Raw genomic sequence first — 24,925 nt, forward strand, 5'->3', positions numbered from 1 at the left:
ATAGGGGACTATCATACTTGACTTATAAATTTCATATCCATTCAATTCAGCTTCTTCAATTTGGTCATCTTCTATAAAAGGTATAACTTTCATCAAAGAAGAATTTTCAACGTAGAAATCCTTCAGGCTACCTTCAAGTGTGTATCCATAAGAGTTTATTTTCAAATAAGCAGAAAATACAATCAAAAACCAACTCAAAGATATCAACAACAAAAACGTCATTACTTTGATCATTACTTTACCATCCTTCTTGTGAAAAATTCGTAATCACTGAAGAAACTTTCGATTCTATCTTGATATCTAGAATAATTGGGTGATCCTTCTTCTTTTAAACTCTTGTAATAGTTATAAACAGCTTTATAATTGCTAACAATGTTTTCTACTAGTTGATTTTTTAAATTTTCATCTCTCAAAGTTGAATATAACTCAGATAACAATTTTAATGAACTATCTGGTATCCCTCTAGATTTTTGGGCCATGTAATAATCTGCTTCTCCCTCTTTTTGAGTAATGAAAACTATTTTGTTTATTAATTCATCTTGTGGATATATATTTATCAGCCTTACGGTTAACAGCAAATATTCATAATAAACATCTTCCCATTCAGGAAACCTATTCCAACCCCCAGGAAGGATGTATATAGCTTGCTGCTCCCAATGATGAAAATTATTGTAAGCCTCGTCTTGAAGTTTTTCTACTGTCTTTAACTTATCTAGTGGAATGTAATCCTTTAGCTGTTCGTATAGAATTACGATGTTATAATATATTCTGCCTATTAATCTATAGGCATTCTTTTCATTGAATGATAAGTATGAATATTCTAACTGATTTATTCCATCGTAGAGGGTTTGAATTTTTAAAGTAATCTGTTTAGCATTGTTGTTCAAGTCGCTGGAATAAATCGGTTCTACGGTGTCTCTTAAAATATTATCAGGAAATGGCATTAAATCCATTGCACCTTCGAACTCTTCGATCATAAAATCGTAACCGTCGATTTCTTTTTCAAATATTTTAGGTAAATCTTCATAAGTAAGGGAATTCTGCCGAATGCTAGACGTCAAAAGTTGAGACAGGTAAAATGCCGATTTGCCGAAATTCGGATTCCATTTTAATGATTTCTGGAAATATTCAAAGGCATTCTTATAGCTTTGTTCTGCTCTATTCTCGTATGATAACTGCATATTTTTATAATCTTCTATCTGTGTGTCTATCTGGTTTATACTTTGAGTTATCCTTTGAAAATTCACACTCCCTGGAGTGTAATTCATCAATTGTTTTTGAAGACTGGATTTTTGAGCTTCAAGTTGGCTTATAATATTTGGTATTTGACTTTCAGTAGCGTTAATAAGAGATACCATTGAATTGTATTCACGATTTCCTTTAACGAAAAAAGCTTCTGATGTAACTTCGTTTATTTTGTAATACGACGCCACTATTCCAACCAAAACTAAAGGAATAATCACAACCTGACTATTTTTGATATTAAAGCTTTTCACATGTGAATTGAACTGTTCTGATACAGCACTTGAGAGGATAAATACACTTAATATAAGGTTTGGATGCATGTGAAATGCAAACTCTGTGAATGCATGGATTGCCATGACTGCGGCGCTCCATCCAAATAAGGGGAATAAAAGGCTCTTGTTGTCATCATCTTTTTCAAGTTTTAGAACTTTAAAATATATCACCATTAAACTTACGAGCATTAACAATATTGAAGAAAAACCTAAAATACCTGTCTCTCCCAACACTTGTAGATAATCGTTGTGAGCTCTTTTGAAGTTATTCCATGCATATAAAAATCTCTCAGGATTTTCCGCTTGTACATCAGCTAGGTAATGAACCGCATAAACGGGATATGTATTTATTCCACTTCCAATTATAAAATGGTTTTTATGATTCTCATCTGCAAATTGTTTTACAGCGGAGAGCCAGGACAAACTTCTTTCATCCCAAGAAGAAACAGAAGCCATAGCTGCGAAGCGGTCTGCCGCTATCACCTCTCCACCTCTGTTGAATGGCGTTTCAAAATTAAACATAAGGAATAAAAAGGCTAAAACAGATAAAACCAGAATTATCCATATTTTAAACTCTTTACTTTTTATATAATTTTTCAAGGTATCTTTTTTATTGGAAATGAGAAAAGATATTATAGTGAATCCTAATCCAACAAAAGTGGCGAGGTAAATAGAACGAGTTTGTGCTAACAAAACAACCCAATACATTATAAAAACATTCGCTAAAGCATATATTCTAATGTAGATACTCGTATTCTTTCTCAAAGTAAAATATATAGAAATTGGTAATAGCTGTGCCAAATAGTCTGAAACAAAATTAGGGTTCCCGATAGTCGTTCTTAAGGCTATTCTTTGAGAAGGGTCTCCATACTTACCAAAGAACAAATCAAAGCCTAAAAACTTGTTCAAAAGCCCATCTATGGCTATAACAGTTCCCGTAACCATAAAAATAAAAAGACCATATTCGATGAATTTAAAATCCTTTCCAAAGCGCGTACTAATTACATACGAAAAAAAAGCAATAAGGACTATGTAGAAGGCTACTCCAGCTGACGTAGGTAGGTAATATTTATTCTCTATGTAAACTGATATCAAAGATAAAAAGGCAGAAATACTGAAAAAAGATAAAAAAATGTGTGGATAAGTGAACTTTATTGAAATAGGTTTAGAAAAGTATTTTAACAAATAATAAATTAAAATAACAACCATGAATAAAGAAAAAACCAAATGTTTTTGAGTGGAATACTCATAAACCAAATTGGGTACCATTAAAAAAGGTATTAAAGCAAACAAAACAAGAAAAATCAATATATCAGTAGGAATTTTTGCCTTCTCTTGCAAATAAATTAACCTCCTTTGTTGTTCGCTGGTTTGTGCGAACCAATTAATCAAAATAGATTTAAAATTCTTCTGGGGGTTTGGTTTGCCGGTTTTCTAAACGATGTTTTTTAATTGTTTTATGGTTTTTAAAAAGGTTTTAGGGGCTTGGGGTTTACCCCAACGTTTGGGTTGGGGGGCCACCCCAACGCCCTATTTTAGACCAAAAAAGTCAATGACTGCGTTTTTAATAATTTCTGCAAAAACATCCACATAGTGCCCATTCGTAAATTCATCTACTACTTGAGGATTACTGATAAATTCCATTTCAAATAAAACTGCGGGACTCCTAGTATAAGCCAAAACAGCGAACTCCGCCGTATGAACGCCCCTAAATTTAACCCCATTTACATTCAAATAACTTCCCAATATATTGGCAAACTTCTCACTTTCATCTAGACTGTTTTCTTTATCCGTTACCCATGTTTCTATAAGATTTTTATCAGTATTCAAATCTAAATTTTCACGGTAGGCTATTCTTCTTGCATACGTGCTTTCTGAAAAATCAAAATAGTAAACCTCTGATCCGTAAACTGAAGAATCTTGAGGATAATCATTCAAGTGTAAACTAATGAATAAATCTGCACCTTTTTCATTAGAAAAAACTGCTCTATCATGTAAATCAACGTATACATCATTTGTCCTAGTCAAATAAACGTTAACACTGTACGGTTTCAAAAGTTCTTGAGCTCTTTTTGCTACTTTTAAAGTAATATCTTTTTCAAAAGTTTGGTTGGGGCCAACTGCTCCCGGATCTATCCCTCCATGACCTGGATCCAAGACTAAAACAGGCAGAGTGATTGTATCTCTAAAAGAAAGGTCTAATATGATTCTATTTTCTTCAATTAATTCTTCCAAATCAGCGGAGTTATTCAGTTTTACTTGTATCCAAACTTCTGTTGGTGAATAGTGATATGCCTTTATGTAATTGATCTTATTGTTGTATTCTTCATAGTAATAAGAATCAGGAATTTCGGCACCTTTTATCTTAATTAAATATCCGGATTTATTAACTAACGGGTATATTCCAACATCTTCAGGGCTTGAAGAAAGCTCTATTATTATTCTGGCATCAGTTTTCTGTATGATCGTTTTTATTGAACTTACTTGAGTTAGTGGCAGATTCAAGTAAACAGCAGAATCATTAGAAAAGAGTTCTAAGTTGATCAACTTCGCTATCAACTCTGTAGTTAAATAAATTTCTCCATCAATCACTTTTAGATCATTTGGATAGAAACGAATAGATTCGGTGCTGTTAATAATTGCTAAACTATTCTGGGGAAAAATAAAAACGTTCCATTTGCTGTCTTTTACGTAAATCAAAGTATCGTTATATACATCTAAAGTTCTTCCACTCTTTTCAGAAATGACTTTTAAACTAACATATAGATTTTCTCCATCTTCAAAATAGTAAGCCGGATCTACCTCTCTCCATTGAAAATAAAGCGTTTTTGCAAAGGTAGTAAAAGAGAGAAATAAAAAGCCAAAAATTATTAACCGCTGAATTACCCTTTTACTCATCTTTTTATCCCCCTTGATTGATCAGTTAAAATTTCTAATATCTTTTCTGCAATATCGTAATTTGGAAGAACAAAATCCGCATAACCTTCTTGGGCAACAATTTTTGGCATTCCATAAACCACGGAAGTTTCTTTCGACTCTGCTATAACCTTTCCACCGTAATGTTTAACTTTAAATACCCCTTTCGCACCGTCTCTTCCCATTCCTGTCAGAATAACTGCCAATGAGTTTTCTTTAAAAATTTCAGCAGCCAGATCAAAAGTGAAATCAGCAGAAGGTCGTACATTATTAATTTTATCGCTTTTATCTAAAAACAACTTTATTTTATGATCCTCCTGTTTTAAACCTAAATGAAAATCCCCGGGAGCAATGTATACAACATTCTTTTGTAAAAATTCACCATCTTGGGCTTCTTTAACCTTTAAATTTGAAATTTTATCCAATCTATAAGCTAAAGAAGCTGTGAAACCTGCCGGCATGTGTTGAACAATAATTATAGGAACATTCAAATTTTCAGGTAGTTGCGGAATTATAACATCTAAAGAACGAGGACCTCCTGTTGAACTTGCTATCAACACAACTTTTTCTCCCAATATATTTACTCTTGCACTTTTCTTTATCTTCTTGCTTCCAACAAAATGGATACTTTTCAATTTTTCGATAGAGACATTCATACTTTCTCTTATCTTTCTCAGCAATTCATCTTGAACGTCTCTTATAGTCCAAGAGGTACTTCCAGCCGGTTTTTGAATGAAATCAAAAGCTCCCTTTTCTAAACATTCTATTGTAATAGAGGCTTCTTTTGAAGTCAAACTACTTACCATAATAACCCTTGTTGGAGATTTTAACATTATCTCACTTAAAGCATCAAGCCCGTTTTTTTTAGGCATTTCAACATCTAAAGTAATCACGTCTGGATTTAAAGACAAAGCTTTTTCTACCGCTTCAATTCCATCTTTGGCTAATCCAACTACTTTCATGTCAGGTTCCTTGTCTATAATATCTTTTAGAACCATTCGCATGAAAGCAGAGTCATCAACTATTAAGACCTTTATCTGATCCAAGCATTTTCCTCCTCATTATTTTTCTCTTTTTTTATATATAAAGCCACATAAATTCAACAAAAGCAAAAAAACTATTGCTAAAATTATACCATATTTAGGGCTTAGATTGAAAAAAGAATGACCAAATATAATTATTCCAATCGCAACAGCGAAGATAGAAGTTATAAAAACCGATGCAGCAGAAACATCTTTGATTATCTTTACCGAAGAGCTATAAAAAGGATGAAGAAAATCCAACAGTTTCTCTGCTACGGTATTCACTGTTTCCATAATCAACACTAGCATAACTGTGAATATTAAAAGTATAAACTCAACTTCAGTTAAGTTGGCAAAAATAGCAACAATTAACACTATTAACCCTATTAAACTTTGTATTCTAAAGTTTCTTTGAGATTTATAAATTTCGATGAGCCCTTTCAAAGCATAAGAAAAACTACTTTTTAGACTCCTGTTTTCATTATTTCTATTCATAACCTTTCCCTAATTTTTTATACATTTTAGTTGACTCTAACGGATACCTTTTTTTGCATAAATCATAACCAATTTTGATGGCTTTTTCATCAATCTCTATGTAATTTTTTGATACGTTCGATTTGACTTCTTCTATAAGACTTTCCAAACTTATTATCTGAGTTACTGAGCAAAGAACCCCTAACCCTATCATATTTGCCACATTTTTGTTTGATAATTCTTCTATAGCTATTTGTGAAGCTGGAACTTTGATTATTTTTTTGGTGATTCTTTCTACATACTGGGGTATATTTTCAACAAATTTTTCATCGTAGAATAAAATACCATTTCTTTTGAGATTCCCAATATGATTTAAACCAACATTATGCATCAAATACAATATATCAAAATTTTTAGCCTCGGGATAATCTATAGGTTCTTGATCAAAGAGCACATCACAATAAGAAAGTCCACCTCTCACCTGTGCACCATAATGTTGAGATTGAACAACCCAAAATCCTTCTTTTACCAGTGCTTTTGCAAATATTATTCCCATTAAGATGTTACCTTGACCGGCTTCTCCGCTGAATCTCACCGAATTAGGTGTACTTATTAAACTACTCATTTCGGTGATACCTCCTGTGAAACCAATTTTTTCCTTAATTTTTCATACCTATCAATGTAGCCTTCTTTTTCAACATTCAGAAATTCACCTATTATTATCTTATCTTTCAAGTCATTTTCATTCATACTTTTGGCTTTGCTCAACATAACAGAGTTATCTTTGAAATATTGCAACATTTGAGTGGGGCTTGTCATTTTGTTGTATCTTCCATAATAAGTATGACAATTTGTGACTATCTCAACAACTGACATACCTTTGTGTTTTAAGGCGTTTTCTATGTATTTAACTGATAACATGTAATGAAAAACGGTGGATCTAGCGACGTAAGTGGCACCAGAAGTTATTGCAAGATTAACTGCATCAAAATTGTTTTCTAAATTCCCATAAGGAGAAGTTGAAGCATAGGTTCCAGTAGGAGTTTCAGGGGAATATTGTCCGCCTGTCATGCCATAAATAGAATTGTTGAAGATAATAACTGTTAGATCCATATTTCTACGGCAAGCATGAATGAAATGATTTCCACCTATTGCTAGTATATCTCCATCTCCTCCCATTACTACCACATCAAACTCTGGTTTTGCTAATTTAACTCCAGTTGCAAAGGCAACAGCTCTTCCATGGAGTGTGTGCATAGTGTTAAAATCAAGGTACCCAGTCACTCTTGAAGAACATCCTATTCCCGATATAACTGCCACCTTGTTTTTATCTAAACTTAAATTATCCACCGCTTCCACAAAATTTTTCATTATTATTCCATTACCACATCCGGGACACCACACATGAGTCATTCTGTCTTTTCTTAAATACTTAAAATATCTCTCTACAGGCATTTTATCCCACCTTTCAATTTTGCTATTTGATTTTGATCATTCGATAATTTTTGTTTGTATGTTGCACGTATTAAAAAACAATTGTGTTAGACTATCCGGATAGCCTTCTCTATAATAAACCTTCTTGATGCCGGCATTTATTATCAACCTGGCACATACGGAACAAGGTTGATGCGTGATATAAATTGATGCGTTATCAGTACTAATCCCAAATTTAGCGGCTTGCATCAAGGCATTTTGTTCTGCATGAAGACCGTAACAAATTTCTTGGTTTTCCCCACTTTTTATACCTAAGTCGTCTCTTATACAACCTATATCATCGCAGTGAGGAAAACCAGATGGTGGTTGATTGTAACCAGTCGCTAAGATCCTTTTTTCTTTTACTATTACGGCTCCAACCTTTCTATGCAAACAGGTAGACCTTTTACTTACCAAATCCGCCACTTCCATAAAATATTTGTCCCAGTCTTTCCTTCCTTTGAATAAATTGGGATCATTAAAATTTTTATTTTTCAAATAACTTTCAACTTCGTCCTTCTTACCCAAGAAAAAGCCTCCCTTAAATTGAAGATACCTCTAATAACTTCTCAAAAACATACCTTGAAAAATTTAAGCCTTTTGTAGTTAATTTAATAGAATCATCAATAGATATATACCCGTCCAAATTATTTTTTGTTTGATTTAAGACATTATCAACCAAACTTTTAGAAAACCTTTTTACCAAAGAGTCATAAGTTATTCCTCTTGTTAGTCTCAAAGACATAAAAAGAGTCTCTAACAATTCAGTAAACTCATCATTCACATTTTTTGTATCGTATGGAAGTTCATCATCATTTAATTTTGTAATATACGCTTTAACATCTGAGGTATTCACATATCTCTCGTTGTTGATATGCCCTCCTGCAGAAACCCCAAATCCTACATAATCTAAGTTATACCAATAAAATTGATTGTGAATACATTCTTTGTTGGGTAGGGACCAACTTGAAATTTCATATCTGTTATATTCTAATTTTTCCAATTGATCATAGATATAATCAAGAAGTTCATCTACTAAGTCATCTTCCGGAAGTTTCATTTCCTTGATTTCAAGAAAATGTTTTAAAGGAGTATTGTGTGAAGAATCCAATAAATAATAAGAAATATGAGAGGGTTTCATCTTTTCTATAAACTCTAAATTACTATTAACCGTCTCAAAATTTTCATAAGGTAATCCAAGAATAAAATCCACATTTATATTATCATAAAAAGATGCCAAAAGTTCATAAGATTTTAACCCTTTATTAAAATCATGGGCTCTGCCCACGGTTTTTAATATCTTATCAGAAGTACTTTGGAACCCTATAGATATTCTGTTAATCCCAATTTCCTTGTAAAGTTGCACTTTTTTCTCATCAACACTTTCGGGATTTACCTCTATCGTGAATTCCTCTAAATTAGATAGATCCATATGTCCTTGTAATGTACGAAAGGTTTGTAAAATAAATTCTTCCTCAACAAAGGATGGGGTTCCACCTCCAAAATAAACCGTTCTAACCTTCCTATCTTTTAATTTTTCACCTTTCAAAGCGATTTCTTTGTATAATGCGTTAAAATATTCTTCTTTTAAGGAAAAATCAGTTGTAGACACATAATCACAATAAAGGCATCTCTTCACACAAAAAGGTATGTGTAAATATACTGCAATATAATTAGAATTCAAAAAACAAACTTCCTCCTTTTTCGTTGAACGAAAAAAGTAGAGGCAACTTAAGATTTTCATTATAAAGATAAAATTCGTAAAAAAAGTCTTGACCAAAAGCTATTCTTGTACCAAGATGCAACTGTTGACCGAATACATTCATAGGAATTGAGAATCCAATATTTGGATACCATTTTTGTTGTATCAGTGATGCTCCTATGTCTATCGTATCGACATAGTAACTATCTAGGTTAACAAGAGGAATATTTAAATACAAACCATTTGAATAACCTAAACTAATAGGTATTTCTACAGGCCTAAATATTTGAGCTTTTACTTTAAATAGATTCATATTTTTATTGTTAAAAAGAAATAGATTTCCTATAGCATATGAAGGGGCATTGAACTTAGCTTGAATGAAGTTATATATATCGTGGTCGACATTTTTAACCTCAACTCTTTGAAAATTTTTTACTGTCAAAACTCCTAAAAAATTATTTTCAAGTTTGTACTCATATCCCACACCAAATTCACTGTTGTATACTGGTACATTCACAAACATTTTAAAAAAAGATTCTCCACTTTTCAATTTTATCGTCCTGTTAAAGATTTTATTTTCTATATATAAAGAGTTGTAATCGGAATAACCGATCTCTAATCCAAAATCTTCAAAAGATGACGTGGACAGTGAAAAGGTTGCTCCTTTATTCTCTATCTCTGGTTCAAAAGGAGTGTAACCTACATAAGATAAGATTACTGTCGAAATAAACATAAAAAACCAGATAAAATACAATTTTCTCAAGGTTCATCACCTCGTGGTGATTATCAATTATCTTCAAGTAATTCTTTGAGTATTTCGTTTGTTTTTTGGGGGTTAGCTTTACCTTTCGTCTCTTTCATAACTTGGCCGACAAAAAATCCCAACAGCTTCTTTTTCCCATTTTTATATTTTTCAACACTATCGGTATTTTCTTTTAAGACATTTTCAATTATTTTTCTTAGTTCATCTTCGTTTTCTATTTGCTTTAAACCTTTCTTTTCAACAATCTGTTTAGGGCTATCACCCGTTCTATACATCTCGGGAAATATATCTTTGGCGATCTTTGTTGAAATTGTATTCGTATCTAAAAGCATTTTTAATTCTGCAAAATGTTCGGGTTTAATTTTTACAGTTTCAATACTATCCTCATTTTCTTTCATCTCTCTTAATAACTCAGTTAAGATAAAATTACTAACAAATTTGGCATCCTTAGCCAATTCTACACATCTTTCATAATAATCAGCTAACTCTTTGTCTGAAGAGAGAATTTGTGCATCATATTCAGGTATATTGTACTGTGAAACAAACCTTTTAGCTTTCTCTTCTGGCATTTCCGGAATGAGTTTTCTAACGGTTTCAATAAGTTCATCGTTCAGAATCAGTATAGGGAGATCTGGTTCGGGAAAATACCTGTAGTCCATTTCCTCTTCTTTTGTTCTCATTGAAAATGTCTCTTTTTTGTTGGCATCCCAACCTCTCGTTTCTTGTATTAACTCTCCACCTTTTTCTAAATTATTGATAATTCTATCTCTTTCATATTCTAACGCTTTTTCTACAAATTTGAATGAGTTTATATTCTTAATCTCTACCCTTTTACTTATTTCTTTGTTTTCTTGGTTGAGAATAGAAATATTTGCATCACATCTCAAGGCTCCTTTTTCCATATCACCCGTTGAAACATCAGCGTACCTAAGCAAATTTCTCAATTTCTCCATAAAAATCCTTGCCTGTTTAGGAGTCTCAATATCCGGTTCTGTTACAATCTCTAAAAGAGGTATACCTGCTCTATTAAAATCTATTAAACTTTCTTGAGCAGAGGAAATTTGATCACCTTCATGAAGCATCTTAGCGGTGTCTTCTTCCAAATGCATCCTTCTTATTCTTATCTTTTTGCCTTCAACGTCGATGTATCCACCACTTACTATGGGATGAAAATATTGTGTAATTTGATAACCTTTTGGCAAATCAGGGTAAAAATAATTCTTTCTATCAAACCTAGAAAACTTATTTATCTGCCCATTTAGTATTAATCCAGTTTTTATCGCAAGTTTAAGCGCTTCTTCGTTTAATACCGGCAATGTTCCAGGTTGCCCCGTACACACTGGGCAAATATTAATATTCGGCTCAGCTTCAAAATGTTCTGTACTGCATGAACAAAAGGCTTTAGATTTTGTTAGTAATTGGGCGTGTATTTCCAATCCTATAATGGTTTTATACATAATTTTTCAACTCCCTAGGGGTCTCTTTAAAGAAATTGTCTGCTATAGTTAATAGTTCCTCATCTTTCATGTAGCGACCAATGAATTGTATACCAAAAGGTAACCCTTGGACATCACCAAAGGGAATACTTATGGCAGGTGACCCAGTTAAATTCGCAGGAATTGTAAAAATATCCATTAAATAATAGTCTAAAGGTTTTAACTTTTCCCCTATCTTTGGTGGAAGAACAGGAGATGTGGGGGTCATTATCAAATGATAATCATTCAAAATTTCCTTCATTTTGTTACTCAACAATTTTCTTACTTTTGAGGCCTTTGAGTAATATTGATCATAATAAAGAGAAGAAAGGTTAAAAGTCCCCATCATTATTCTCCTTTTTACCTCTATTCCTAAGCCACCCTCTCTGGTAGCTTTATACATTTTATTTAAACCTAAGGCATGGTTCCTCAATCCGTATTTGACTCCATCGTATCTTGAAAGATTGGATGAGGCTTCAGCAGGAGCTATTATATAATAAATAGCTACTGAATATTCCAGTTCTGGTATATCTTTTATATCAACTTTTGCTCCTTTGCTTCTCAAAAAGTTAATAACCCTTTCAAATTGTTTTATTACATTATCATCTGCATTTTCATGGTAAACAACCTTTGGAATGCAAATTTTAGTTTGGGATAAATCAATATCTACATTTTTTACGAGATCTTTATCGTGCTCCAATGTGGTTGAATCCTTGGGATCTTTTCCTTTCATAATTTCTGTAACCGTTCTGACGTCCTTAACATTATTTGCAAAAACACCTATTTGATCCAGCGAAGATGAAAAAGCGGTTAAACCGTATCGTGATATCATACCGTATGACGGCTTAAATCCTACAACACCGCAAAAGGCGGCAGGTTGTCTTACCGATCCTCCTGTATCAGATCCCAAAGAAAATGGAACGTATCCTGCTGCTACCGCTGCAGCTGAACCTCCACTACTACCCCCTGGAACTCGTTTCAAATCCTTAGGATTTTTTACAGGCCCAAAGGCTGAATGTTCATTGGTATTACCCATGGCAAACTCGTCCATATTAGTTTTTCCTACTACTGTAAAACCTGCTTTTAAAAGTTTTTCAACGGCAGTTGCGGTGTAAGGGGAACTATAATTTTCAAGGATTTTAGAACCGTTTGTTGTTTTTGTACCTTCAACTAAAATGTTATCCTTGACCAAGAAAGGTATGCCAAAGTAATTGCCATCTTTGTTGCCTTCTACCTTTTCTATTCTTAAAACCGAATTTATTTCTTTATCTCTTTCATAAATCCTTTTGATACTTTCTTCTATAACATTTTTACCAACCAAATCGTCTAGGGTCAAATATATCACCTCAAAAAAGAGTTTTAATTAAAATATGTAATATCTAAAATCGAATATCAAAAGTAAAATAAAACTTGCAATAATTAATCCGTAAGACAAGTAAGAAAGCGTTCTCCATGTTTGGTAACTCCTCTTCGTGTACCTTATAGGTGTTAACCAGCCAAAGGTAAAACCTATCCCTAATCCTCCTAAATGGGCAAAATTGTTTATATTAGCACCCGGTAAGAATCCCCAGATCACGTTTATTAAGATAATTGGGAGTAGAGCGGTACCTGTTACAGGTCTTAATATAGTAGGGGTATCGTGTCTAAATCCCGCTCCAAAAAGTAGGCCTATCAATCCGAATATTGCACCTGATGCTCCTACAGAGATTGCACTGGGTAAAAATAAGTGGGTTAAAAGATTACCAAAAATACCTGATAACATGTATATAGAAATGAATCTTTCTTTTCCATAAGCCCTTTCAACTAAGTTACCCACGTAAAATAAAGCGATCATATTGAAAAATATGTGAAATAGGCCACCATGAACAAACATTGAAGTAATCAGTCTGAACCATTCTCCAGCTGTGATTAAATTACCTAGTTGGGCACCAAAAAGTATGTATATACGTGGGTTAGAAAAAGCGCTTATACCGCCAAATAAAAACATCATTATAAATATTAAAACATTCAACATTATTAAGTAACTTGTGACATTTCTTTGCATCTCTTTCTCCTTTCTTTATCTATTACTGTCTTTATAAATTCTAAAACTTACTTTAGCACCCCTTCGCCCTGCATCCCACCCACAATTGGATGGGAGGGCTCCGCCCTGTAACCCTTTAAAAATCAAAATTTTATTTTTGAAAATCTTTTTATTACTAAAGTGTCTATTATCTATATCTAGGTCAATCTTATGCCTAGCTTTCTCGAAGTTTGATCCCTTTATTGTTCAAACTTTCTAAAATAGATCTTTCGACTTGATTGACTTCTTCTTCCGTCAAAGTTTTATTTTCTGATCTATAAACTATTGAAACGGTTATACTTGTTTTATCTTCTTCTATGTTTTTTCCTCTGTAAACATCAAAAATTTTAAAATCTTCTACAATATCTGCCACATTTATTATTATTTCTTGAATCTCTTTAAATTCAATGTTTAGTGGAACAATCATAGAATACTCTCTTTTGATAGCAGGTAAATCTACTTTTCTGAATTCTCTTTTTATTTCCTTCTTACCTTCAAATATTTTGTTTAAGTTAATCTCACAGATATATATTGGATCTTTTATTTCGTAATAATTATCGGCTATCACTGGATCAAGTAAACCTAAAAAGCCAACTTCTTCACTGTTAATAAATAAAAGAGCACTTTGTGCTTTCAAAAAACCAGATTGATCGTTTCTTACGTATTCTACTTTTACATGGAATTCATTCAACAAGTTTTCTAAAGCACCTTTTACAGAATAAAATGTAACCTCTCTCTTATCTGTGAAATCATCATTATTTTCTCTTCCCGTAGCCACAAAGGCAAGGTTAGTAAATTCCTTGGCACCTGTCTCACTACCTTTCTCTGCTTGGAAAACTTTATCAATTTCGAACATTTTTATATCTTTTATTTGATTTCTATAATTAAATGAAGCCGAATCCAACAAACCATATATCAATTTGGATGACATGTATTCTAATTCTGAGGAGATAGGATTAATCAATTTTAAATCCAATTCGTTTTCCATCCACATTCTATTGCCATTGTTCAATGGAAAGGTCTTTGCCTCATGATAACCGTTAGCCAACATAATATCCGCTACCTTCTCTTTAAAAGAAACAAAATCTCCCTTACTTCCTATCATTCCATTTAGATTTGGGAAAGCAGACTGTATTTTTGAGTAGCCATAAACTCTACCAACCTCTTCAACAAGATCAATTTCTTGGGTAATATCTGGCCTTTTTGTAGGAATAGAAACCTTCCATTCTTCATCTATTGTATCAAAGGATAAATTCGTTTTCTTGTTTACATCTTCCATTTCCTTCTGGTGTGAACTTTTTTCCACTTTTGTGAAAGGGAAATCTAATTTTTTTAATATTTGTTCAATTTCTTTTTCTGCTAATTCTTTTCCCAATCTATTGTTTATATAACTTTTTTTAATCGATATTTCTTTATTTTTTATAGGTTCGGGATAAATATCCGTTGTAGGTCCGTCTACTTTTCCCCCTGTCAATTCGTTAATCAATTTAATCAATCTACCCATTACCATCTCACTATTGTTTGGATCAACTCCTCTTTCAAAACGATACGAAGAATCAGAGGTTATCTTATGGTAAGTGGAAGACCTTCTTATATTAACAGGATCAAAATGGGCAACTTCTAGTAAGATATCTTTCGTATTTTCGTTGATACCGCTTAATTCTCCCCCCATTATGCCTCCAAGTGCAATTATGTTATCACCGTCGGTTATAAGTGTTTCTGCTCCTTCCATAGTGTACTCTTTACCATCTAAAAGAAGGATTTTTTCACCTTTTTTAGCTTTTCTAACAATTATTTGATCCCCTATAAGATCTAAATCAAATGCATGGATAGGATGACCTGTTTCTAACATTACATAGTTCGTTATATCTACAATATTGTTTATACTTCTTATTCCTGATCTTCCCAACCTTTTAACAAGCCACATTGGGGATGGTCCAACTTTTACATCTTTTACAACTGTTGCCATATATCGATTACATTTTTCATATTCTATTCTTACGGGAAACCCCTCACCTTTACTAATTTTTATATACTCAGGTAATTTAAATCCTACACCACAATCTATCGTTTCTAACTCTTTGGCAACACCTAAATAAGAAAGTAAATCAGGTCTATTGGGAAGTATCTCTATCTCTAAAACGTGGTCATACAGATCAAAAAATTTTACAAAATCTGTTCCATTCGGAACATCATCTATTATTCTGTAAATTTTATCCGCATCACTAGATATACCTAATTCCTTCAAAGAACACATCATTCCCTGAGAGATTACTCCCTTGAACTCTCGTTCTTCTATTTTTATATTGTTTGCTAAAGTTGCCCCAGGAAGTGCAACTGGAACTTTTTCTCCAACCTTAACCGTAAGGTCCCCAGTGACTATATTTTTGATCTCTTTCCCCACGTCTATCTTACAAATTACTAAATTATCAGCATTTTCAAGTGGGGTTATTTCCTTAATCTCTCCAACTGTTATATTGTTAAGATCATTCCCCATTTTTTCAAAACCTTCTACATCTACAGAGTGAAGTTTTATTTCTTTTACTAATTCTTCGATATTTTTTGTGACTTTTATATACTCTTCAAGCCAATTTAAAGATACTTTCATCGTTACCTCCCTCTAAAATTTTGCTTGTCAATGATGGATAGTTGATTATAAATTTTCTATAAATCTTGCATCATTTTTATAAAATTCTCTTATATCTGGAATGTTATATTTCAACATCGCCACTCTTTCAATTCCCATTCCAAAAGCAAAACCTTGCCATACTTTTGGATCGTAATTAACACTTCGAAAAACGTTTGGATGAACTAAACCGGCTCCTAATATTTCTATCCAACCAGTATTTTTACAAACATTACACCCTTTTCCTCCACAAAAGATACAACTGATATCTACCTCAAAACTCGGTTCGGTAAAAGGGAAATAGCTTGGGCGTAACAATATCGAAACTTTATTCCCAAAAAATTTTTGAGCAAAAACTTCAAGATACATTTTTAGATGGGAAACGGAAACATTTCTATCAACATACAACCCTTCTACCTGATGAAAAACGGGGGAATGCGTGGCGTCTAGTTCATCTTTTCTATATACCCTTCCAGGGGATATTATGGCCAAAGGCGGTTTGCTTTTCAACATAGTTCTCACTTGAACGGGAGAAGTATGCGTTCTTAATAGCTTTTCTTTGTCCAAAGATAAATAAAAAGTATCCTGCATTTCTCTGGCAGGATGCCATTCAGGGGTATTAAGCGCATCAAAATTGTACCAAGAATTCTCTATTTCTGGACCTTCAGCTACTGAAAAACCCATTCCAATGAATATTTCTTCTATTTCTTTCCTTGTTTTTGTGATTAAATTTTCTTTCCCAACCTTTCTACGAGCCCCAGGAATCGTAATATCAACCCAGTTTTTTTTCTCCTTTTCTTCCCTTTCCTTTTCTTCCAACTCACTCAACTTTTCATCAAAAATAGTTCCTAATTCTTCTTTCAATTCATTTACACTTTTACCATACTCTTTTTTTAATTCTACATCGTCGATATCTTTAAGATTGTTCATTAGAGACTTGATTAAACCTTTTTTACCTAAATATTTAGATTTTAGATTTTGAAATTCTTGCATATTTGTTATTTCTTGTAGTTCTCTTTTTAAAGTACCTATGATTTCATCTTTGTCTATTATTAAAGCCATCAAAATCCTCCTAAATTTTAAAATCTAGCTGTTGCCCTGTAGCCCTTTTAAAATCAAAATCTTATTTCAGAAAATCGTTTTTTTCTAAAATATCAATTGAAAAAATCTTTTGATTCATATACGATAGGTTCTCCCAACATATTAACTACTCTGTCAGTGGTTGCTTGTAATAGTTCAACAGAATCACTTATCACCAATATACTGCAATCGTTTTTATAATAAGAAATGATAGTTGAAATGTCAGAAAGCTCATCGTAGTTAATATCACATTTTCTAGCTCCTATAAATATCAAATGACGCCTTTTAGGTTTGTTTTTAAGTATGTTGTATATGCTATCTTTCCAAATTTGAGGAACCACTATATGTGTAAAAGATCTTCCCACCCAATTTATTCCGTTTGCAAGAAATCCATTTATTTTAACTTCTTTTGCGTACTTTTCAGGTTCTGAAATTAACTTAAAGAAATATGAGGTCATTAATTCCGTATTAGTAGTATATAACCCTAACGAATTCCCTTTTTCCAACTTAATTTCTGGGAAGGTGATAGAAGGTTTTACAATATCTAAAATGATGCTATTTGAAATTTCTTCTTCAATCACCTTGCACACCTCTTTTTATTGTTTTTCGAATCTCGTCGATTACTTTCTTAGTATCGATCTTTTCAATTTTAGTCGCATCAAGAGTCGAAAAAGTATCGTTACTTAGATACAACAAGGGTTTTAAATTTTCTAATGATCCTTCATTTTTGTGCAAAGCAACCACTTTTCCAACAACTAATTCATGATCTCCAACAGTAAAAGAATTTTCTAACGTGCATTCCATTGAAAAATAACCATCAACAATATAGGGGGCATTTACGAATTCAGAATCTTTCACCTTAACTCCTGCTGCCGAGAGCTTATCACCTTCTCTTGCAGAAATCCGTCCAACTTTTACGGATAACTCCGATTTCTCATACGGTAAAAAACTGACTGTAAATTCTTTTTCCTTAATTAACATGGGGTAAGTATATCTTTGTTTTTTAATAGCAAATCCAAACAGAGGTGGATTTGACGAAAGGGGTGTACTCCAAGCCACAGTCATCGAATTAACAAAAGAACCACTCTTAATAGTGACCAAGCACACAGGCATAACGATATTTTCACTGAATCGATTAATATTCACACTTATCCCTCCAGAAGAAAATTATACCATAACAATAGAAAAATCTGACATTTTTATTGACAATTTGAAAAAAAGAGTTATAATATAAATATCGTCTTTCGATATCGACATTAGATATATGGAGGGAATAATTTTGATTGAATTTAAAAATGTTTCAAAAAAATTCCAAGATAAGTACATCCTAAGAAATTTTAATCTCAAAGTTCAAGAAGGGAGTAAAACACTTATTTTTGGAAAATCTGGAATTGGGAAAACCACCATTTTTAGACTACTTTTAGGATTCATAAAACCAGACGAAGGACAATTACTATACAAAAATGAAGAGTTGAATGGTAAAAATGTATGGGATTTAAGAAGAGATGCTGTGTATATTGGGCAGGAATTAGATATTGCTGATGGAACCGTAAGAGAAATAATTCGTACTATATTGAATTATAAAATAAATCTTAAAAAATCTTTCAATGAATCAGAATTACTAAAATTATTCGATTTTTTTGAACTACACGAAAATATTTTAGATAAAGATTTCCAATCACTTTCAGGTGGAGAAAAACAAAGAGTTTTGATATCTATCTTTACATTTTTAAACAAAAAGTTATACTTATTGGATGAGATTACCTCTTCTCTGGATAGAGAGATGAAAAATAAAGTCATAGAATATTTATTATCAAAAAAAGAGTGGACTTTGATTGCAATATCTCATGATCAAGAATGGTTAAATAAAGAAGGTTTGAATATAATAGAGATGGGAGGGAATAATAATGGAACCTACAACTGATATTTCTTTATTTTCACTTGCAATGGCTTATTTATTAATATTTTTCCCCATTATCTTGAGTTATATTTTTAATTTAAAAATAACTCGAGATACTTTAATTTCAACGATCAGGATGAGCATCCAGCTTTTCATCATGTCTTTAATTTTAGTATATCTTTTCCAATTTGATTATACATGGTTGAATATAGGCTGGCTATTTTTTATGATCTCTTTTGCTGTATTTCGAGTGATTGGTAGTAGCGGTTTAAATTTCAAAAGGTTCATTTGGCCTGTATTCTTTGCCCTTGCTATTTCAAATTTTATTGTACTTTTTTACTTTGATTTTATAATTTTAAGATTGGATAACATTTTCACAGCAAGATATTTCGTTGTCCTTGGCGGAATGCTCTTAGGTAACGCTTTAACAGGAGATATTATTGGAATTAGTAATTTTTACAAAGATATACAAAGAAATAAACAGAGATATTTTTTTGCTTTGGGAAATGGGGCCACCGTTTATGAAGCTACACTCCCATATTTAAGGAACGCATTGATATCTGCTCTTAGACCAACCATAGCAAGCATGGCTACAGTTGGAATCGTGTATCTACCTGGAATGATGACAGGTCAGATTTTGGGAGGGGCGTCTCCACAAACAGCTATAAAATACCAAATCGCCATATATGTAGCTATTTTAACGTCGGTCTCTCTTTCCGTAACCCTAACAATATTATTCACAATGAAAAGTAGCTTCGATGAGTATGGGATACTTCGCGAAGATATCTTTAAAAAATAAACAAAGGAAGGTGCTCTAAAACGAAAAAAACGGCTATCGGTTTTATAGTTGCTATGGGAATTGTGAGTTTATTTGCAGATATCACACATGAAGGGGCAAGAAGTTTAATCGGTCCGTATTTAGGTTTATTAGGAGCGAGTGCAACTGCGGTGGGAATCATTTCAGGTTTAGGCGAGTTCATAGGTTACGGTTTGAGGTTGTTAACTGGTTATTTAAGTGATAAAACTCGTAGATATTGGCTTTTCACTTTTTTAGGGTATGGGATGGATTTATTCGCGGTTCCTTTATTGGCTCTTGCCGGAAGATGGGAAATAGCAGCTATGCTAATAATTATGGAAAGAACAGGAAAAGCTATAAGAAAGCCTTCGAAAGATACCCTTATGTCTTATGCAGCGCGAAATGTGGGAAGTGGTAAAGGATTTGCCATAGCAGAGGTCCTTGATCAAATTGGAGCTGTCTCAGGACCTGTTATTTTAAGTTTGATTCTATTATTCAAGTCAGGGGATAAGTTAGCAAACTACCGATTCGCATTTGCAATATTATTGATACCTGCATTGATTACTTTAATCTTGCTGTTAATTAGTAGATTGAACTTTCCACAACCCGAGAAATTTGAAGTGAAAGAGGAGACGATTAACTTTGAGGGGATCTCAAAATCGTACTGGTTGTACTTAGTAGCCATCTCCTTAATCGCAGCAGGTTTTGCAGATTTTCCTTTGTTGGCGTTCCATTTTCAAAGAATTGATATTTTCAGTCCAACTATGATACCTTTTATGTATGCGATAGCTATGGGAGTTGATGCTGTTTCTGCATTGATCTTTGGTTTGTTTTACGATAAAGTCGGAGTTACCAGTCTCATAATTGCTTCCAGTCTATCAATATTCTTTTCTCCCTTTTCATTTTTATCTAACTCTTCATTGGTAGTGATCTTAGGCGTTATTTTGTGGGGAATCGGAATGGGAGCCCAAGAATCGATTTTAAAATCTGTAGTAGCGGATATCGTTACCCCTGAAAAAAGAGGAACCGCATATGGTTTTTTTAACGCTATCTTCGGCTTTTTTTGGTTCATAGGTAGTGCTATTATGGGGGTCTTGTATGATCATACAATCGTTAGTTTGGTTATCTTTTCCATGATAGTAGAAAGTGCCGCTGTTTTTACTCTTTTCCTTCTCAAATCTAAACTTGGTAATGCAGTTAATTAAAACGAAAGGGGGAAAATAGTCATAAAAGAATCAAACGATCGCATTAAAATGAATAAATATTTAAATAAAATCTTGAATGGTTTAATTCAAATACATATATTGCACCATGCACAAAAAGCTCCAATCTATGGAAGCTGGATGATTTCTGAGTTAAAAAGGCACGGTTACAATATAAGCCCAGGTACTTTGTATCCCTTACTACACAAGATGGAAAAAGAAAATCTTCTCACTAAAAGAACTGAAATAGTAGAAGGTAAAAAAAGAATATATTACTCTATTACAAGCCAAGGAGAAAACCTATTAAAGGAATTAAAAGCAAAAGTAAAAGAACTATTTCATGAAATAATATAATTATATAAAAAAGGTGAGCTTTGCCTTTACGTTCACATTCAAAAAGTTATGATATAATTAAAAAACATAAAAAAAAAACGGGGAGAAAATCAAGAGAGGGAGGGCAAAATTGTGAATTTACAGGAGTATGTTTTAAGCAAGGCAAAAAAGGCTAAAGATACTTCAAGAAACTTTAGCTCAACTTCTGAAACGGATAAGATCAAAATTCTTAACTATATTTCGGAAGAGCTAATGGCCAATAAAAACTATATAATATCAGAAAACCAAAAGGATGTCGAAGTTGCTAAAAACACTGGGATGTCAAGCAGTCTTTTAGATAGGCTGTTACTGAACGAGGAAAGAATCACCAAAATGGCTAAAGGTGTGCAAAAAGTGGCACAACTTCAAAGTAGTGTTGGTAACATCTCTCAAATGTGGAAAAGGCCAAACGGATTGATGATTGGAAAGATGGTAGTCCCTTTAGGGGTAATCGCCATTATATATGAAAGCAGGCCAAATGTAACAGTAGATGCAGCAGCATTATGTATAAAATCGGGTAACTGTGTGGTATTAAGAGGTGGTTCTGAAGCGATTCATTCTAACAACGCTTTGGTGAAGATTATCCATCAAGCTATTGAAAGAGCTGGTTTTTCAAAGGATATAGTGCAATTCATTGAGGTTATAGATAGAAAAGCTGTTGATGAATTGATGAAACTATACGAATACATCGATGTGCTGATACCTCGAGGCGGTCCATCTTTAATTAAAAATACGGTTGAAAATTCTATGATCCCTGTTATACAAACGGGGGCGGGGAACTGTCACGTGTATGTTGATAAACAAGCCGATCTTGAAAAGGCACTTAAAATCGTTGAAAACGCTAAAATGAGCAGACCCTCCGTCTGTAACGCAGCAGAAAAATTATTGGTCCACAAAGATATTGCAGAAGAGTTTCTACCAAAAATATACTCAATCTTTGAAAAGAAAGTAGAATTAAGAGGTTGCGAAAAAACCTTGAAAATAATACCTCAAATGAAACCGGCACAAGAAGAAGATTGGTCAACTGAATATTTAGATTATATAATGGCCGTTAAAATAGTTGATAGTACTGAAGAAGCCATAAATCAAATAAACAAGTACAGTACAAAGCATTCTGAAGCAATTATAACCGAGAATTATACTACCGCGCAAAAATTCTTAAACGAAATAGATTCTGCAGCCGTTTACGTCAATGCTTCAACGAGGTTTACCGATGGTGAAGAGTTCGGCTTCGGCGCGGAAATGGGGATAAGTACACAAAAATTGCATGTTCGAGGACCGATTGGAATCAACGAGTTAACAACTACCAAATACATTATCTTGGGAAACGGGCAGGTTAGATAGTATGGATGAAAAACTGTGTGTGATAGGTTTGGGAAAAATGGGAAGCACGTTAGTAAAAGGTTTAATCCAAACAAAAACACTTAAAAGAGAACAAATAATCGGAACAGATGTCTTTGAATACGATTCTGAAAGAAATTCTAATTACTGTGACATAAAAACTATGTCCGATAATGCAAAAGCGGTGAAAGAATCTGACATCGTTCTTTTAGCTGTGAAACCGCAAGTAATAGATAAAGTATTGGAGGAAATAAGTCCCTCTTGTGAAGACAAGATAGTTATATCAATAGCTGCAGGAGTAAGTTTGCGCCATTTGGATAAAGCTTTACCAGTTTCATCAAAGATAATAAGAGCCATGCCCAACACCCCTATTTTAGTTGGTGAAGGCGTTATTGCTATAAGTAAAAAGAAGAACGTTGACGAAAATGATTTGAGAACGGTTAAGAAGATTTTGGAAAGTGTTGGAAAGGTATATTTGGTTGAAGAAGATATGATGGACGCGATAACAGCTTTAAGTGGGAGCGGACCGGCATATGTCTATATTATGATAGAGGCTTTATCCGACGGTGGTGTTCTAATGGGTTTACCTAGAGAGCTTTCCACTGAATTTGCCGCAAGAACTTTACTTGGCGCTGCAAGAATGGTTTTAGAAACACAGAAACACCCTGGAGAGTTAAAAGATATGGTTACTTCCCCAGGAGGTACATCAATAAAAGGAATAGAAGTTTTAGAATCTCATGGTTTACGAGGCATCCTTATGGACGCTGTAAAAGAAGCAACTATACGGTCAAAAGAACTGAATTCACAAAGAGGTGTTGATATTGATTGAAAGGTACTCTCTTTCTCCAATTAAAGACATTTGGACTTTAGATGACCAATACGAAAGATGGCTTGAAGTAGAAGTAGCTGTAACAGAAGCCTTTGAAGAACTGAACCTTGCTCCCAAAGGTACATCCCAAAATATTCAACAAAAAGCAAAATTAGACGTTCAAAAAATATTAAACACAGAAAAAATAGTGGATCATGACGTGATAGCCTTTATAAAAGTGGTAACTGAAGATATGGGAGATGAGGCAAGATACTTTCACAAAGGCTTAACGTCGTCAGATGTTGTCGATACAGCTTTATCGTTAGCTATAAAAAGAGCAGGAGAGATTATTCTTGATGAGCTAACTAAATACATAGCTAATCTCAAAAAACTAGCTGTGGATCACAAGTATACTATTATAGTTGGAAGAACCCATGGGGTACACGCTGAGCCAACATCTTTTGGATTAAAAATTTTAGGATTTGTTGCGGAAGAAGAGAGAAACAAAGAAAGATTAGATAAGGCTATAGATAACATTTCCCAAGGAAAACTCAGCGGGGCGGTTGGAAATTATGCTAACATAGAACCAAAAGTAGAGGAAATCGCTTTGAAAAAACTCAACCTCAGACCTTGTAAAGTATCTACTCAAGTTTTACCAAGGGATCTTCACGCTGAATTTTTCAGTGTTTTAGCTATGATAGGAAGCAGTATAGAAAGACTTGCTATAGAAATCAGGCACCTTCAAAAAACAGAGGTCCTGGAAATAGAAGAACCTTTTAAAAAAGGGCAACGGGGTTCTTCAGCAATGCCCCATAAGAAAAACCCCATATTGTGTGAAAGGTTGACGGGGATGTCAAGAATGCTAAGATCTTACTTATCTTCTGCTTATGAAAATATCTCCTTATGGCACGAAAGAGATATTTCTCATTCGTCTGTAGAAAGAGTGTTTATACCGGATGCAACAATGCTTACTTACTACATGTTGAATAAAGCAAATTACTTAGTTGAAAACTTAGTTGTTCACAAAGATAGAATGAAAGAAAACATAGAAAAATCGTATAATTTAATTTATTCTCAACGGGTGTTGCTAAAGTTAGTTGAATTAGGGGTAAGTAGAGAGGAAGCTTATAAAATAGTTCAAGAAAACGCTATGAAAGCTTGGAATGAAAGGCGTGATTTTAAAGCAATTTTATTGGAAGATAACAGAGTAAACACAAAATTTTCTGAGAAAGAAGCCTTTGAAGATATATTTTCGCCTGATTATTATCTAAAAAATATAAACAAAATTTACGAAAGGTTTGAACTTTAGGGGTGGGGAGCAGGGCGAAGGGGCGCTATTAATCAAGTTTTTAGAATTTCTAAAGGTGGTAAAAGTGCAAATAAAGGAGGCATGAAT

The 24,925-nt window shown here is 33.3% G+C and carries 24 protein-coding genes; 7 read left to right on the forward strand and 17 right to left on the reverse strand.

All coding sequences use genetic code 11. The features are described from left to right. From X928_RS06185 to X928_RS06265, 17 genes are all read right to left on the reverse strand, one after another. The coding region (locus X928_RS06185; RefSeq protein ID WP_146026643.1) for a hypothetical protein at positions 1-234 on the reverse strand (234 nt) is incomplete at its 3' end. Further along, positions 234-2,858 carry an O-antigen ligase family protein gene (locus X928_RS06190; RefSeq protein WP_103078956.1) on the reverse strand — a complete coding sequence of 875 codons (2,625 nt, stop codon included), beginning with the start codon at positions 2,856-2,858 and terminating at the stop codon, positions 234-236. The genes X928_RS06190 and X928_RS06185, both read right to left, overlap by 1 nt. Before the next feature lie 189 nt (positions 2,859-3,047). Beyond that, complete coding sequence (locus X928_RS06195) at positions 3,048-4,415, reverse strand: N-acetylmuramoyl-L-alanine amidase family protein (RefSeq protein WP_103078957.1); 1,368 nt, start codon at positions 4,413-4,415, stop codon at positions 3,048-3,050. Then, on the reverse strand, positions 4,412-5,437 hold the full coding sequence (locus X928_RS06200; RefSeq protein WP_425440356.1) for a protein-glutamate methylesterase/protein-glutamine glutaminase: 1,026 nt from the start codon (positions 5,435-5,437) through the stop codon (positions 4,412-4,414). Before X928_RS06200 ends, X928_RS06195 begins: the two co-directional genes overlap by 4 nt. Before the next feature lie 57 nt (positions 5,438-5,494). Then, positions 5,495-5,950 carry a diacylglycerol kinase family protein gene (locus X928_RS06205; protein ID WP_103078959.1) on the reverse strand — a complete coding sequence of 152 codons (456 nt, stop codon included), beginning with the start codon at positions 5,948-5,950 and terminating at the stop codon, positions 5,495-5,497. Beyond that, positions 5,943-6,554 (reverse strand): 2-oxoacid:ferredoxin oxidoreductase subunit gamma family protein, encoded by a 612-nt coding sequence (locus tag X928_RS06210; RefSeq protein WP_103076507.1) that lies wholly within the window; start codon positions 6,552-6,554, stop codon positions 5,943-5,945. The genes X928_RS06205 and X928_RS06210 overlap by 8 nt, the downstream gene beginning before the upstream one ends. Then, positions 6,551-7,384, reverse strand: coding sequence for a 2-oxoacid:ferredoxin oxidoreductase subunit beta (locus tag X928_RS06215; protein ID WP_103078960.1), 834 nt, complete (start codon positions 7,382-7,384; stop codon positions 6,551-6,553). The genes X928_RS06210 and X928_RS06215 overlap by 4 nt, the downstream gene beginning before the upstream one ends. A gap of 36 nt (positions 7,385-7,420) precedes the next feature. Further along, on the reverse strand, positions 7,421-7,930 hold the full coding sequence (locus X928_RS06220; protein ID WP_211286467.1) for a deoxycytidylate deaminase: 510 nt from the start codon (positions 7,928-7,930) through the stop codon (positions 7,421-7,423). A 13-nt stretch (positions 7,931-7,943) separates the two neighbouring features. Further along, positions 7,944-9,086 carry a radical SAM family heme chaperone HemW gene (gene hemW / locus X928_RS06225; RefSeq protein WP_169926324.1) on the reverse strand — a complete coding sequence of 381 codons (1,143 nt, stop codon included), beginning with the start codon at positions 9,084-9,086 and terminating at the stop codon, positions 7,944-7,946. Continuing rightward, positions 9,076-9,867, reverse strand: a complete 792-nt coding sequence (locus tag X928_RS06230) for a hypothetical protein (RefSeq protein WP_103078962.1) — start codon at positions 9,865-9,867, stop codon at positions 9,076-9,078. Before X928_RS06230 ends, hemW begins: the two co-directional genes overlap by 11 nt. 23 nt (positions 9,868-9,890) lie before the next feature. After that, entirely contained in the window at positions 9,891-11,327 is a 1,437-nt protein-coding gene (gene gatB / locus X928_RS06235) for an Asp-tRNA(Asn)/Glu-tRNA(Gln) amidotransferase subunit GatB (protein ID WP_169926327.1), read from the reverse strand. Next, a complete protein-coding gene (gene gatA / locus X928_RS06240; RefSeq protein WP_425440355.1) occupies positions 11,317-12,687 on the reverse strand; it encodes an Asp-tRNA(Asn)/Glu-tRNA(Gln) amidotransferase subunit GatA in 1,371 nt (456 codons plus the stop codon). The genes gatB and gatA overlap by 11 nt, the downstream gene beginning before the upstream one ends. An 18-nt stretch (positions 12,688-12,705) precedes the next feature. Further along, positions 12,706-13,386, reverse strand: a complete 681-nt coding sequence (locus X928_RS06245; RefSeq protein WP_103076513.1) for a rhomboid family intramembrane serine protease — start codon at positions 13,384-13,386, stop codon at positions 12,706-12,708. 193 nt (positions 13,387-13,579) lie between these two features. Further along, positions 13,580-16,012, reverse strand: coding sequence for a phenylalanine--tRNA ligase subunit beta (gene pheT, locus X928_RS06250; RefSeq protein WP_103078965.1), 2,433 nt, complete (start codon positions 16,010-16,012; stop codon positions 13,580-13,582). A gap of 45 nt (positions 16,013-16,057) precedes the next feature. Next, positions 16,058-17,092 carry a phenylalanine--tRNA ligase subunit alpha gene (locus X928_RS06255; RefSeq protein WP_103078966.1) on the reverse strand — a complete coding sequence of 345 codons (1,035 nt, stop codon included), beginning with the start codon at positions 17,090-17,092 and terminating at the stop codon, positions 16,058-16,060. 92 nt (positions 17,093-17,184) lie between these two features. Further along, on the reverse strand, positions 17,185-17,691 hold the full coding sequence (locus X928_RS06260) for a hypothetical protein (protein WP_103078967.1): 507 nt from the start codon (positions 17,689-17,691) through the stop codon (positions 17,185-17,187). After that, complete coding sequence (locus X928_RS06265; RefSeq protein ID WP_103078968.1) at positions 17,684-18,256, reverse strand: flavin reductase family protein; 573 nt, start codon at positions 18,254-18,256, stop codon at positions 17,684-17,686. Before X928_RS06265 ends, X928_RS06260 begins: the two co-directional genes overlap by 8 nt. A gap of 133 nt (positions 18,257-18,389) precedes the next feature. Here X928_RS06265 and X928_RS06270 point away from each other — a divergent pair, with 133 nt between their 5' ends. The 7 genes from X928_RS06270 to purB all read left to right on the forward strand — a co-directional run bounded on the left by X928_RS06270 (position 18,390) and on the right by purB (position 24,838). Continuing rightward, positions 18,390-19,034, forward strand: coding sequence for an ABC transporter ATP-binding protein (locus tag X928_RS06270; RefSeq protein WP_169926325.1), 645 nt, complete (start codon positions 18,390-18,392; stop codon positions 19,032-19,034). Further along, positions 19,018-19,809: an ABC transporter permease gene (locus X928_RS06275; RefSeq protein ID WP_103078970.1), complete on the forward strand. Its 792-nt coding sequence runs from the start codon at positions 19,018-19,020 to the stop codon at positions 19,807-19,809. The genes X928_RS06270 and X928_RS06275 overlap by 17 nt, the downstream gene beginning before the upstream one ends. A gap of 53 nt (positions 19,810-19,862) precedes the next feature. After that, complete coding sequence (locus X928_RS06280) at positions 19,863-21,011, forward strand: MFS transporter (RefSeq protein ID WP_103078971.1); 1,149 nt, start codon at positions 19,863-19,865, stop codon at positions 21,009-21,011. A 48-nt stretch (positions 21,012-21,059) separates the two neighbouring features. Then, positions 21,060-21,362: a PadR family transcriptional regulator gene (locus tag X928_RS06285; RefSeq protein WP_103076521.1), complete on the forward strand. Its 303-nt coding sequence runs from the start codon at positions 21,060-21,062 to the stop codon at positions 21,360-21,362. 111 nt (positions 21,363-21,473) lie between these two features. After that, positions 21,474-22,724, forward strand: a complete 1,251-nt coding sequence (locus X928_RS06290) for a glutamate-5-semialdehyde dehydrogenase (protein ID WP_103078972.1) — start codon at positions 21,474-21,476, stop codon at positions 22,722-22,724. A 1-nt stretch (position 22,725) separates the two neighbouring features. Continuing rightward, positions 22,726-23,550, forward strand: coding sequence for a pyrroline-5-carboxylate reductase (gene proC, locus X928_RS06295; protein WP_103078973.1), 825 nt, complete (start codon positions 22,726-22,728; stop codon positions 23,548-23,550). Then, positions 23,543-24,838 carry an adenylosuccinate lyase gene (gene purB, locus X928_RS06300; protein ID WP_169926326.1) on the forward strand — a complete coding sequence of 432 codons (1,296 nt, stop codon included), beginning with the start codon at positions 23,543-23,545 and terminating at the stop codon, positions 24,836-24,838. Before proC ends, purB begins: the two co-directional genes overlap by 8 nt. Positions 24,839-24,925: the final 87 nt, after the last annotated feature.

The sequence above is a fragment of the Petrotoga miotherma DSM 10691 genome (genome assembly GCF_002895605.1).
GTDB classification, from domain to species: domain Bacteria; phylum Thermotogota; class Thermotogae; order Petrotogales; family Petrotogaceae; genus Petrotoga; species Petrotoga miotherma.